This is a genomic window from Pseudomonas sp. GW821-FHT01A09 (genome assembly GCF_058986725.1).
The window spans coordinates 157,959-170,459 of sequence record NZ_JBYSWB010000005.1; the positions used below are offsets into that span (position 1 = coordinate 157,959).

General features: G+C 63.7%; 12 protein-coding genes. 4 read left to right on the forward strand and 8 right to left on the reverse strand.

Going from position 1 to position 12,501, the window contains the following annotated elements:
* Positions 1–10 precede the first annotated feature (10 nt).
* From AC3WJP_RS08440 to AC3WJP_RS08460, 5 genes are read right to left on the reverse strand one after another with little or no spacing between them, the layout of a single operon-like run.
* The gene (locus tag AC3WJP_RS08440) at positions 11–1,642 is read right to left on the reverse strand and encodes a methyl-accepting chemotaxis protein (RefSeq protein WP_493721024.1); all 1,632 of its coding nucleotides are present in this window, start codon (positions 1,640–1,642) and stop codon (positions 11–13) included.
* Positions 1,643–1,669: 27 nt separating this feature from the next.
* The gene (locus AC3WJP_RS08445; protein WP_493721025.1) at positions 1,670–3,763 is read right to left on the reverse strand and encodes a chemotaxis protein CheA; all 2,094 of its coding nucleotides are present in this window, start codon (positions 3,761–3,763) and stop codon (positions 1,670–1,672) included.
* Between the two features lie 57 nt (positions 3,764–3,820).
* A complete protein-coding gene (locus AC3WJP_RS08450) occupies positions 3,821–4,120 on the reverse strand; it encodes an STAS domain-containing protein (RefSeq protein ID WP_493721026.1) in 300 nt (99 codons plus the stop codon).
* The gene (locus AC3WJP_RS08455; RefSeq protein WP_493721027.1) at positions 4,117–4,485 is read right to left on the reverse strand and encodes a response regulator; all 369 of its coding nucleotides are present in this window, start codon (positions 4,483–4,485) and stop codon (positions 4,117–4,119) included. The genes AC3WJP_RS08450 and AC3WJP_RS08455 overlap by 4 nt, the downstream gene beginning before the upstream one ends.
* An 11-nt stretch (positions 4,486–4,496) precedes the next feature.
* A complete protein-coding gene (locus AC3WJP_RS08460) occupies positions 4,497–5,678 on the reverse strand; it encodes a methyl-accepting chemotaxis protein (protein ID WP_493721028.1) in 1,182 nt (393 codons plus the stop codon).
* Positions 5,679–6,073: 395 nt separating this feature from the next.
* Between AC3WJP_RS08460 and AC3WJP_RS08465 the strand changes: the two genes are divergently transcribed.
* Positions 6,074–6,382: a hypothetical protein gene (locus AC3WJP_RS08465; protein WP_493721029.1), complete on the forward strand. Its 309-nt coding sequence runs from the start codon at positions 6,074–6,076 to the stop codon at positions 6,380–6,382.
* A 247-nt stretch (positions 6,383–6,629) separates the two neighbouring features.
* On the opposite strand, the gene lldD is transcribed toward AC3WJP_RS08465, so the two are convergent.
* The gene (gene lldD / locus AC3WJP_RS08470; RefSeq protein ID WP_493721030.1) at positions 6,630–7,784 is read right to left on the reverse strand and encodes an FMN-dependent L-lactate dehydrogenase LldD; all 1,155 of its coding nucleotides are present in this window, start codon (positions 7,782–7,784) and stop codon (positions 6,630–6,632) included.
* Positions 7,785–7,906: 122 nt separating this feature from the next.
* Between lldD and AC3WJP_RS08475 the strand changes: the two genes are divergently transcribed.
* Positions 7,907–8,674 carry a GntR family transcriptional regulator gene (locus AC3WJP_RS08475; protein ID WP_493721031.1) on the forward strand — a complete coding sequence of 256 codons (768 nt, stop codon included), beginning with the start codon at positions 7,907–7,909 and terminating at the stop codon, positions 8,672–8,674.
* A 4-nt stretch (positions 8,675–8,678) separates the two neighbouring features.
* Here AC3WJP_RS08475 and AC3WJP_RS08480 read toward each other — a convergent pair whose 3' ends face one another.
* Positions 8,679–8,885 carry a DUF6434 domain-containing protein gene (locus tag AC3WJP_RS08480; RefSeq protein ID WP_493721032.1) on the reverse strand — a complete coding sequence of 69 codons (207 nt, stop codon included), beginning with the start codon at positions 8,883–8,885 and terminating at the stop codon, positions 8,679–8,681.
* 176 nt (positions 8,886–9,061) lie between these two features.
* Here AC3WJP_RS08480 and AC3WJP_RS08485 point away from each other — a divergent pair, with 176 nt between their 5' ends.
* Complete coding sequence (locus AC3WJP_RS08485; protein ID WP_493721033.1) at positions 9,062–9,322, forward strand: hypothetical protein; 261 nt, start codon at positions 9,062–9,064, stop codon at positions 9,320–9,322.
* 2 nt (positions 9,323–9,324) lie between these two features.
* Here the strand turns inward: AC3WJP_RS08485 and AC3WJP_RS08490 are convergent, their stop codons facing one another.
* Complete coding sequence (locus AC3WJP_RS08490) at positions 9,325–10,095, reverse strand: substrate-binding periplasmic protein (protein ID WP_493721034.1); 771 nt, start codon at positions 10,093–10,095, stop codon at positions 9,325–9,327.
* A gap of 131 nt (positions 10,096–10,226) precedes the next feature.
* Here AC3WJP_RS08490 and dnaX point away from each other — a divergent pair, with 131 nt between their 5' ends.
* Entirely contained in the window at positions 10,227–12,458 is a 2,232-nt protein-coding gene (gene dnaX, locus AC3WJP_RS08495; protein ID WP_493721035.1) for a DNA polymerase III subunit gamma/tau, read from the forward strand.
* Positions 12,459–12,501 lie beyond the last annotated feature (43 nt).

Consider the following 12,501-nt stretch of genomic DNA (forward strand, 5'->3'; position numbering starts at 1 on the left):
GGTCGCGCCCTCAGAAGTGGGTGAATTCGGCTTCGTTGAGTTCCAGTGCCGGCTGCGCAGCCCGCGGTTTGGCGCGGACCGGGGCCGGGCGCTGGACCTGAGTGCGTGGGCGGGCCATGGGCGCCGGCTCGCTGTTTTCGGATTCCAGGGTGAAGAAGCTCATGGCGCGCTGCAGTTGCTCGGCCTGGCTGCTCATTTCTTCGGCGGTGGCGGCCAGTTCCTCACTGCTCGAGGCATTCTGTTGCGTCACTTGATTGAGCTGGACCATGGCGATGTTGATCTGCGCCACACCGGCCGCTTGCTCCTCGGAGGCGGCGCTGATTTCCTGGACCAGGTCGGAGGTCTTGGTGATCGACGGCACCATTTCGCCGAGCAGGGCACCGGCGCGTTCGGCCAGATCGACGCTGCTGGTGGACAGCTCGCCGATCTCCTGTGCGGCCACCTGGCTGCGTTCGGCCAGCTTGCGCACTTCGGCGGCGACCACCGCAAAGCCCTTGCCATGCTCGCCGGCCCGGGCCGCTTCGATGGCGGCGTTGAGGGCCAGCAGGTTGGTCTGGTAGGCGATGTCGTCGATGATGCCGATGCGCTGGGCGATCTTCTTCATGGCGGCGACGGTCTGGTCCACCGATTTACCGCCTTCGCCGGCTTCCCGCGCGGCCTTGCTGGCCATGCCGTCGGTGACTTTGGCGTTGTCGGTGTTCTGGTTGATGCTGGCGCTCATCTGTTCGATCGACGCGCTGGTTTCCTCGACGCTGGCGGCCTGCTCGCTGGTGGCCTGGCTCATCGACTGAGCGGTGGCGCTGACTTCTTCCGAAGCGCTGGCCAGGCCGTCGGCGGCGTGGCGCACTTCGCCGATGATGCGCGACAGCTTGCCGACCATGTTCTGCATGGCGCCGACCAACTGCCCGGTTTCATCACGGCTGGTGACGTCGAGATGGGCGGTGAGGTCGCCGTCGGCCAGGCGCTGGGCCATTTCCGCAGCCTGCTTGAGCGGACGGGAAATGATCCGCGACACGAACCAGGCCATGAACAGGCCCAGCAGCAGCGCGACGATCAGCACGCTGACGATGGCCACGCGGGCACTGGCGTACACCCGGTCACCCTCGGCGCTGGCAGCGCCTGCGCCGTCGTCGTTGAGCTGGACCAGCCGCGCCAGGGTGTCGGAGATCCGGTCGAACACCACTTTGGACTCGCCGTTGAGCAATGTCCGCGCCTGCTCCACTTGATCCTGGCGGGAAAGCTCCAGCAAGGTTTTGCTGAGGTTGTAGTAGGTGGTCATGTCGGCGCTGACCGAATCGTAGAGCTGGCGTTCTTCGGGGCTGCTGATCAGAGCGCCGTACTGCTCCAGGCGTTTTTGCGTATCCGCGTGCGATTGCCCTATCTGGGTTTCGATGCTGGCTTTGTCCTTGTCCTCCGACAGCACGTGCCGCGCTTCGCGGGTGCGGTACTGCGCCATATAGAAACGCATGCCGGACGCCGTGCGCATCGACGGGATCCAGTTTTCTTTCATCTCGGTCGAGGTGTCGTTGACCTTGGCCAGCTCGATGATGGAGAACGCGCCCATGATGACCGTGAGCGACAGCACGGCAATGAACGAGGTCAGCAGCTTGGTGGAGATTTTCAGGTTGTAGAACCATTGCATGATGAACGTCCTTGGGACTAGCCCGGCCTAGAAGGTGTTGCGAGTAAGAGTCGAGTGTTCGAGCGAACGCTGCCGAGGCTGGCTGTGCTGTTCGATCAGGGTCTTGAGCAAGGCGGGAATATCAAGGATCAACGCCACGCTGCCGTTGCCCAGGATGCTTGACCCGCTGATGCCGCGCAGGCCGCCGAACAGCGGCCCCAACGGCTTGATGACAGTCTGGTGTTCGCCCATCAGACGATCGACCACCAAGCCGGCTTTCTGGCCTTGGGCCTTGACCACCACCACGTTTTCCCGGCGCGGCAAGTCGCCGTCCAGCGCCAGGTGTTCACGCAGGAACACCAGCGGCAGGACTTCACCACGCAGGTCGATATGGCCCCGCTCGCGCAGGGTGTCGCGCTGCCCGTGGGGCAGCTCGATGCATTCATGCACCACGTCCAGCGGCACCACGAAGCCGCCGCTGGCCACTTCCACCAGCAGGCCGCTGATCATCGCCAGCGTCAGCGGCAGACGGATACGCACTGTGGTGCCCAGGCCCGGCTGGCTGTACAGGTCGATGCTGCCGCGCAGGCTGGTGATGTTGCGCTTGACCACGTCCATGCCGACGCCACGCCCGGACAGGTTGGTGACGGCTTCGGCGGTCGAGAAGCCGGGTTCGAAAATCAGATTGAGCAGCTCGCGCTCGCTGGGCTCCACGGCGCCGATCAGGCCCTTGTCGCGCGCCTTGGCGAGGATGCGCTGGCGATTTAGGCCTGCGCCATCATCGATCAGCTCCAGAACGATACTGCCCGAGTCATGAAAAGCGTTGAGGCGCAGGGTGCCACGGGCCGGTTTGCCGGCCGCGACTCGAACCTGGGGGGCTTCGATGCCGTGGTCCATGGCGTTGCGCAGCAGGTGCATCAAGGGATCGCCGATGCGTTCGACCAACGCCTTGTCGAGCTCGGTGTCGGCGCCGCTGATGATCAGTTCGATGTCTTTGCCCAGCTCTTCACTGACGTCCCGTACCACGCGCTGGAAGCGATTGAAGGTATCGCCGATGGGCACCATGCGCATGGCCAGGGCGCCATCGAGCAACTGCTCGACCAGGCTGGCGACCACCGAGGTGGCCTCGCTCAGGTGTTCGTCGCCTTGTTCGCGGGCCAGCAATTGGGCGCCGGCGCTGGCGGTGATCAGCTCGCCGGCCAGGTCGATCAGGGTTTCCAGTTGGTCGGCGCGCACGCGGATGAAGCGCTGGCTTTTCACCTCGCCAGCGGCTTTGTCCGGGCCGCTCGGCGCTGCGGGGTGTTCAGCGCCGGGAGCCGGCGAGGGCTCGAGCAGATCGTCGGCCGTGAGGGTGCCGCAGCGCACCAGCGCGTCGGCCAGCCATGGACCTTCGGCGCCCATCTCCTGCAGCCACTGGCGATACTGCGCAGCGCCGGTATCGGGGGCTAAGATGAACAGGCGACAGTCGTCGCGCACGAATTCGAAGGCTTCGGCGAGGGTCGCTTCGTCCTGCTCCGAGAGCAGCCTGATCTCGAAGCCCAGGTAGCAGCTTTCGGCGTCCATCTGCGCGGCGGCTGGCAGTTGTTCTGCGCAGGTGACCACACCCAGCAGTTCGCCCAGGGTGGCCAGGTAACGCAGGAAGGACAGCGGGTCCATGCCGTTGCGCAGCATGTCAGGACCGAAGCGTACCGAGATGTGCCAGGCTGCCTGGGGCGTTGCGGCGTTTGGTTCGGTTGGTTCCTGGGCCTGGCGGTAGCGGTTGAGGCGTTCTCGCAGCTGGGTTTCATGGCCGAGGCTTTGCGCGCCGAGCGTCGAACGCTGCACCGCGACCACCTCGACCAGTTCCAGCAGGTGGTCGTTGCACTCCAGCATCAGGGCGATCAGTTCACGGTTGGCCTGCACCTGACCGTCACGCAGGCGGTCCAGCACGTCTTCGACCACATGGGCGAAGCTGACGATCGGCTCCAGCCCGAACAGCCCGGCCGAGCCCTTGATGGTGTGCGCGGCGCGGAAAATGCTGGCCAGCTGGTCGGCATCCTCGGGCGCGTGTTCGAGCTGCAGCAGGGATTGCTCCATGTCCTGGAGCAGTTCGCGCGCTTCGGCGATAAAGGTCTGCAGGGCCTGTTCGAGGTCGATGTTCACGGTGGCTGTCCTGTCAAAGGGCGTGTCAGGCCCGGGTGTCCTTGAGGCGGTGGGGGCTTAATGCGCTACGGTGAATTGCGCCTTGAGCTGGCACAGGGTCAGCACCTGTTCCACTGCCGGGCTCTGCGCCACCAGCTGCAGGCTGGCCCCGGCCGCGTTCAGTTCGCGCTGGGCCAGCAGCAACAATTGCAGGCCGGCGCCGTCCATTTCCGCGACGTTGGTCAGATCCAGCTGCCAGCGCTGCGCATCGGTGAGCCACGGCAGCCACAGGGCGGCCAATTCGGCGGCGCTGTAGATGGTCATCTCGCCCTGCACGGCCATGTGGGTGATGCCTTCGAGGCTGTGGGCGGTGATCACGGCAGAATCAACTTGGCCACGGCGGCCATCATCTGCGCCGGCTGGAACGGCTTGACCACCCACGCCCGGGCGCCGGCGGCCTGGCCTTCCTGCTTGCGGCTTTCCTGGGATTCGGTGGTGAGCATGATGATCGGCGTGAACTTGTACGCGGCGAGTTTCTTGACCTCCTTGACGAAGGTGATGCCGTCCATGTTCGGCATGTTCACGTCGCTGATCATCAAGTGCACTTTCTGCCCGGTGAGTTTGTTCAGCGCGTCCTTGCCATCGCAGGCTTCGAGCACGTCGTAACCCGCGCCCTTGAGCGCGATTCCCACGACCTGGCGAATGCTCGCCGAGTCATCGACTACCAATACGGTCTTGGCCATCAGTCCTCTCCTTAGAAAAATGTGATTGCGTGTTCGTCGGCGGCCTTGGCGGCGCTGCCGTGATGATTCTGGCGTTGTTCGCGCATGGCGTAGCCGCGCTCCATGTCGGCCATCCAGGCGTTGATGTCCAGCGCCATCGGCTGGCCGCGCTGTTCGGCCTGTTGCAGTTCGCCGTGCAGGGCGTTCATGCGGTCGCGCACCTGGGCGAGGATCTGGCTGACGCGGTCCTGGAACTGCAGGGCGACCAGCACCTGGCTGATTTCTTCGCCGATGCCGGCGCTTTCATTGAGCAGGCCGTCGGCGGAGTCGCGCAGTTGGCTGGTGATGGCGCCGAACCGCGCGAGTACGCTTTCAATGGTGTCCTGCGAGGCGCTGACGCTGTCATGGCTGCGCTCGCTGCTCTGGCCGGCGACCTCGACCAGGCGGGTGATGGCGTTGTTGATGATGTCGACCTTGACGGACATCTTCTGGCCGGTCTCGCTGGACTGGCTCGACAAGGTGCGCACGGCGTCGGCCACCACCGCGAAACCCCGTCCGGCTTCCCCGGCGCGGGCGGCCTCGATGGCGGCATTGAGCGCCAGCAGGTTGGTCTGTGCGGCGATCGCTGCCACGTCTGCCGCCATGGCCCGCAACTCGCCGGTGTAGGCGGTGAGGTTGCTGACCTCGCCGAGCATTTCGTCGCGGCTCTGCTGGGCGATGCGCAGCGATTCCACCACCTGATACAGCTCGCTTTCACTGGTGCTGAGCCCGCCAGCGCCCTGCGCGCCGTTGCCGGCTGCGGCCTGGGAGGCTTGCACGGTGTGATCCAGTCGCCCGGAAATATCGACGAAGCGTGCGGTCAGGTCGTTGATGGCCTGTTCGGTCTGTTCCCGCGACGTATCGATCTGCCGCACCCAGATGGGCAAGGCCTGTTGAAACAGGTTTTCTGCCACCGGGCGTGGCGCCTGTGTGTGCAATTGCGCGTGGGATTCGCTCAATGCCTGCAACCGGGCCTGGCCCTGGCGCTCGGTATTACGCACCAGCCACAACGAATAGAAACTGGCTGTCAGGCTCGGCAGGAGGCTGCAGCCTGCCACCAGCGGCCAGGACAAAGCCCCGCCCAGCTGGGTCCAAAGCAGAGCGAAGGCGAGGAGCGCCACGACGATACCGGGGGCGATGACAGCAGCGAGCGGGGCTTTACGGAGGGGAGTCATAAAGGGCGTCCATAACCAGGTAGCAGGTGCAAGCTGCGCTTGCGAGTTACTGGGTTATCCCCGTTTAGAGTAAAAACTTGACGCCAAAAACCTGCCATTCGTCGCTTTTTATACAGTGGTCTATACAGGGGTTGTACAAAATTCAAGCTGCACGAGTCGGGCTGCAGCGCGAGAACAGGGCGTAACCCGAGGTTTCGAAAGGGAATTATTTGATGGCGGGGTGCTGTTTCTGGACGCGGCCCCAATCTGATCTGTACAGCTTTCCCGTGACGTTGTCCCTAGCCTCCTGCGCAGAGGCGCAGGATAAATACTTCGTCGATCACTGTTGATCCATACAGTGGTTGGCATTACCCTGTCGGCTGGACCTAGATACCTCTCCTGGCTGGCACATGCTTATGACCGACACTGACCTCCTGAACCACGAACCTGACTGCGGGCCATTTCCTACCGCGCTGGAGATGCTCGAGCAGCAATGCGCGTTGCTGGCCACCGAGCTCGACGAGACCAACGCCGAGTTGCGCGCCTGCCGGCAGCGCATCGCGGTGTTGGTGGTCCAGCATGGCAACGATGCCAATGAGATCGCGCGTCAGCGTACCGAGTTGGTGAGGTTGGGATGGGAGCTGTCCACGGCGAGGGTGGACGCGAGCCGAGAAGATCTCGCGCAGGGGTTATACGATGGCGTCTGCCAAGGGCCGAGGGCCTGATGTCGGCCACCGCAGGGGCAAATGGCAGGCAATAAAAAACCCGCCGAAGCGGGTTTTCCCAAGACCATTCCACCTCCTTGTCGGCGGCCTCATGGCCATGGTCGATCGTCCCTGATCCAGCAGCGCTGCCTGCGTTGCTGTTGATGGGTTCAGATTACTGCGCCGGCGGGGTGAGCAATAGAGCCAAACACCACCACCGCGTGTAAGCCTTTGGCTATAGAAGCTGCCGGATGGGCAAAATGAAGGGTTAAAGTGAGGCCTGCCGCAATTCCCGCACCAGTGATTCACCGCTGATTTCGCTAACCGACTTGGCCCCGGTCAGCACCATCGCTACGCGCATTTCCTTTTCGATCAGGTCCAGCAGATTGCTCACTCCTTGGCCGCCGGCGGCCGCCAGCGCGTAAATGAACGGGCGCCCGAGCAGCACGCTGTCCGCGCCCAGGGCGATCATGCGCACGATGTCCAGGCCGTTGCGCACTCCCGAGTCTGCGAGGATCGCCAGTTGGCCCTTGACCGCGTCGGCGATCGCCGGCAGCGCGCGGGCGCTGGAGAGCACGCCATCGAGTTGGCGGCCGCCGTGGTTGGAGACGACGATGCCGTTGGCGCCGAAGGTCACGGCATCGCGGGCGTCTTCGGGGTCGAGGATGCCTTTGATGATCATCGGGCCGTCCCAGAAGTCGCGAATCCACTCTAGATCCTTCCAGGAAATCGACGGGTCGAAATTACTGCCCAGCCAGCCGATATAATCCGCCAGGCCTGTCGGGTTGCCCCGGTATTTGGAGATATTGCCCAGGTCATGGGGGCGGCCGTTGAGCCCCACGTCCCAGGCCCAGGCTGGATGGGTGACGGCCTGCCACATGCGTCGCAGTGGCGCGTTGGGGCCGCTCATGCCGGAGTGGGCGTCACGGTAGCGGGCGCCGGGCACGGGCATGTCGACGGTGAACACGAGGGTGGTGACACCGGCGGCCTTGGCGCGCTCCAGGGCGTTTTTCATGAAGCCGCGGTCCTTGAGTACATAGAGCTGGAACCACATGGGCCGGGTGAGGGCGGGCGCGACTTCTTCGATGGGGCACACCGATACCGTCGACAGGGTGAACGGGATGCCCTTGGCGTCCGCGGCCTTGGCGGCTTGCACTTCGCCGCGGCGGGCGAACATGCCGCACAGGCCGATCGGCGCCAGGGCCACAGGCATGGCCAGGGTCTGGCCGAACAGCTGGGTCTGCAGGCTCAGCTGGGACATGTTGCGCAGTACCCGCTGGCGCAGGGCGATGTCGGCAAGGTCGGCGACGTTGCGGCGCAAGGTGTGTTCGACGTAAGCGCCGCCGTCCAGGTAGTGAAACAAAAACGGCGGCAGCTTGCGTTGCGCGGCGGCGCGATAATCGGTGGACGCGGAGATGATCATGGGGCGGCGTTCTCTGTTGTTGTATAGGGAGAGCGGCGGCGGTGATTGGTATTACCAATTTACAAGTTGTGCGAACCAGATTAAAAGGATGGGGCGAAGGATGTCAATTTTCGGAGAAGGGCATGGGATTCGGACAGGTACAGCAGCGGCGATTGTCGGATGACATCGTCAGCAAACTGGAAAGCATGATCGTCGAAGGCACGCTCAAGGCCGGCGAGCGTTTGCCCGCCGAGCGTGCACTGGCAGAGCAAATGGGCGTGTCCCGGCCATCGTTGCGTGAGGCCCTGCAAAAACTGGCGGCCAAGGGCCTGCTGGTCAGTCGTCAGGGCGGCGGCAACTATGTGGCCGATTCGCTGGGCTCGACCTTCAGCGATCCGCTCCTGCACTTGCTGGAGAACAACTCCAGCGTGCAGCGCGACCTGCTGGAATTTCGCCACACCCTCGAAGGCTCCTGTGCCTTCTACGCCGCTCAGCGCGCCACCCGGCTCGATCATCAGCGCCTGCGCGACGCCTTCGAAACTTTGCAGCAATGCTATGCCAGCGAGGGCAAGCTTGACCGCGCCCAGGAAGCCCTGGCCGACGCCAACTTCCACCTGGCGATCGCCGAGGCCAGCCACAACGCGGTGCTGCTGCACACCATCCGCGGTCTGTTCGACCTGCTCAAGCGCAACGTGATGACCAATATCGGTGGCATGTACGCCCTGCGTGACGAGACGCGGGACATGCTGATGGCCCAGCACAGCGAGCTCTTCAACGCCATCATCGAAGGCCGCGCGCAAGAGGCGCGGGACATCTCCAATCGGCATATTCACTACGTGCAGGAAGTGCTGGCCGAGGGTGTGCAGGAGGCTCAGCGGCTGGCGCGGGCGCAGCGGCGGCAGGGGATTTGAGCACCTATCCCCGCCGCTTCAGCCACTCATCCACCACATCCCCCATGCTCTTGGGCGCACCATCAATGATCCATGCCATGAATTCCCGGTCGAACCTGAACGACGCGCCACACTGCTCAACCATGAACCGGCGCACGTTCTGAGTGTTCTTGTAGCCGCTCGTCACCGGGGTGTCGCGGGTAATGACGGCGCTGTGCCAATCGAATTGCATAGAGCTCTTCCTTGATCGAAATCGGGGTGTCCGCGATCTTACCCGAACCCGCCCCGGCGGCGCCTTAGACACTTGCGGACCTAAGCTCAGACACATCCGCACATGGACAACGCTGCCCGACTGATTCATGATTTCAGCCGTTTACGAGCCTGGAACACGTCACGGAGCATTTGTCAGTGGAACACTCACGCAACACCGCAACCGACACGGTTTATATCGTGCGCATCGACGGTACCCGTTTCGGGCCCTACAGCACCGAGGTCGAGCCCAACAAGGCGTTGATCTATGAAGTGACCCTCAATGCCGGGGCCGGCGACACCCTGGAGCGCATCCGCGCCGACGGCAGCGTCGAGACCTACCTGATCACCAACACCCACTTCCAGCCGCAGATGAGTTCCGTCGAGGCCCACTACACCGTGCGCCTGCGCAAGGACTGAGCTCAACGCTGATCGGGGCTCGCCGAGCCGCTGTAGCGCTCGATGATCCGGTCGATTTCACCGGACATCTTCATCCGCAGCAGGGTGCGCAAGATCCGCTGCACCGGGACTTGCGGATCGTTGCGCACGTAGCAGCCCAGGCCTTGGGCGCTCATCAGACGCAAGGGGTGCAGTTGCTGATCGGCGGGCAAGGTGCCGTTGAACCAGTTGAGCGCCATCTGGTTGCTCATGGCGTACTCATAGCGTCCGGCCTTGAGTTTCATCAGTACCTGCACCTGATTGCGCCCATCGTCGCGGATCAGCTTGTGACTGTCGAAGTAGGGTTGCAGGTTCGGATAGCTGTAACCCAGCACGGTACCGATCTTCTGTACCGGCAGTTGCCCCGGGCCCACGGGCAGGGCATGGTCGGCGCTGCCGATCAGGTAATCCTTCTGAGTGATCAGCGGCAGGCTCCAGATGTAATCTCCCGAAAGGTTCGGGCCCCACGACTGCGAGGTGTAGCAGCGCACATCCACTTGGCCGCTTTCCATCGCCGCTTGCAGCCGCAGGCGCGGCAGCACATGGAATTCCGCCGGCGCGCCGATCTGGGCGGCCAGGCTGGTCATGATCTGAAACAAAATACCGTCGGTGGGCTGGCCGTTGTCGATCTCCATCAACGGCATGGACCAGGAATCCGAGACGATAAAGCGTATCGGCCGGGTGTCCGCCAGCGCGTCCGATACCAGAGTAGAGGCTAAAAGCGCGCCCAACCAAGTGCACCAAGCGTTGCGCATCAAGCCCCCGAAAGTCGGAAAACAGCGTTCGTTGGGCAGGTGTCGGGTAATACACACGTTCGCTGGGTGCTTTTTGCCCCCTTGTCCGCTACGATTAGCGGTCTTTTGCAACCCAGTCGCGATGGTTTTCGATGAGTTATCAGGTTCTTGCACGTAAATGGCGTCCGCGCTCGTTCCGCGAAATGATCGGCCAGACCCATGTGCTCAAGGCTTTGATCAACGCGTTGGACAATCAGCGCCTGCATCATGCCTATCTCTTCACGGGGACCAGGGGTGTAGGCAAGACTACCATCGCGCGAATTATTGCCAAGTGCGTAAATTGTGAAACTGGCATCACTTCGACACCTTGCGGTACCTGCTCGGTGTGCCGCGAGATCGACGAGGGCCGTTTCGTCGACCTGATCGAGATCGACGCCGCCAGCCGCACCAAGGTCGAGGACACCCGCGAGCTGCTCGATAACGTGCAATACGCCCCCAGCCGCGGGCGCTTCAAGGTCTACCTGATCGACGAAGTGCACATGCTCTCGAGCCACTCGTTCAACGCCTTGTTGAAGACGCTCGAGGAGCCGCCGCCCTACGTCAAGTTCATCCTTGCCACCACCGATCCACAAAAACTGCCGGCGACCATTCTGTCACGCTGCCTGCAGTTCTCGCTGAAGAACATGACCCCCGAGCGCGTGGTCGAGCACCTCAGCCATGTGTTGAGTGTCGAGAACGTGCCGTTCGAGGACGACGCTCTGTGGCTGCTGGGTCGTGCCGCCGACGGTTCGATGCGCGACGCCATGAGCCTCACCGATCAGGCCATCGCCTTTGGTGAGGGCAAGGTGCTGGCGGCGGATGTGCGGGCCATGCTTGGCACTCTGGATCACGGCCAGGTCTATGGCGTGCTGCAGGCATTGCTCGAAGGCGATGCGCGCGGTTTGCTGGAAGCCGTGCGTCATCTCGCCGAGCAGGGGCCGGACTGGAACGGTGTGCTCGCGGAAATACTCAATGTGCTGCACCGCGTGGCGATTGCGCAGGCCTTGCCCGAAGCCGTGGACAACGGCCAGGGCGACCGCGACCGAGTACTGGCCGTAGCCCAGGCGTTGCCGGCCGAGGACGTGCAGTTCTACTACCAGATGGGGTTGATCGGGCGTCGAGACCTGCCCTTGGCTCCGGATCCGCGCAGCGGCTTCGAGATGGTCCTGCTGCGCATGCTGGCGTTCAGGCCGGCGGGCAACAGTGAGGCGCCGCCGCAAACGCTAAAGCCAGTGGGGATCAGCCAGGCCACAGTTGATTCTTCCAAAGCAGTGGCGGTGCCAGCGGTTGCCCCGAGTGCGCCAGTCGCTGCCGCAGCCCCGAGTGTGCCGGTAGCAGCCGCAGCCCCCGTGGGAGCGAGTTCTGCCCGCGAAGACGTCGGTGCGCACGCCACGCAAGCTTCGCAGGCAGCGCCAGCTCCCACAGGTTCGGCGCCTGCCGTCGTAGCGCCAGTGCTGGCTATGGATACGGATGGGGCCGGGAATCGGGGGCAAGCCCCCTCGCTACAGGGATCTGCGCCAGTCGCGCAAGCAGACTCCGCCGACGACCCGGCTTTGCCCTGGAACGAACCCGCTGCGCCGCTGCAAGCCGAACCCGAGGCCTACGACGAGCCACTGCTGGACACCGAATCCGAGCAGCCGATGCTGACCCCCATGCCCGCGCCCACGCCTGCCAGCGTGGTACCGCCGGCCCCGGAGCGTGAGCCCCTCGACACCGAGGACGAAGGCGATCGCATCGACAGCGCCGCGCACCTGCACCCGGTGCCGGACGCATTCGTCCCTGCGGGCATGGACCGCGACGACGAGCCGCCGTTGGACGAGGACTACTATGAGGCGGATATCGATGCCTCGAGCTACAGTTTCCTCGACGACCTGGCCAGCGCCACACCCGAGCCTGCGCCCGCTGAACCCGAGCCGTTACCGGCCTCGCAGCCGGCCACCGGGCTGGCCCTGCAATGGCTGGAGCTGTTCCCGAAACTGCCGATCTCCGGGCTTACGGCCAGCATCGCCGCCAACTGCAGCCTGATGGCCATCGACGGCGACGACTGGTTGCTGCACCTCGATCCAGCCCAGAGCGCACTGTTCAACGCCACTCAGCAGCGGCGCCTGAACGACGCCCTCAACCAGCATCATGGGCGGACCATCGCGCTGAAGATCGAGCTGGTACGCCCCGAGCAGGAAACCCCAGCTCAGGCCTCGTCCCGTCGGCGTACCGAGCGGCAGCACGAGGCCGAGGCGTCGATCCAGTCCGATCCGTTCATCCAGCAGATGATGCAGCAGTTCGGTGCGACCGTGCGAAACGATACTATTGAACCTGTCGACGTTCCGGTAAGCCAGAACGTATAACCCGTCAACGGCGTTGCCCCACAGGTGACGCTTACTACAACAC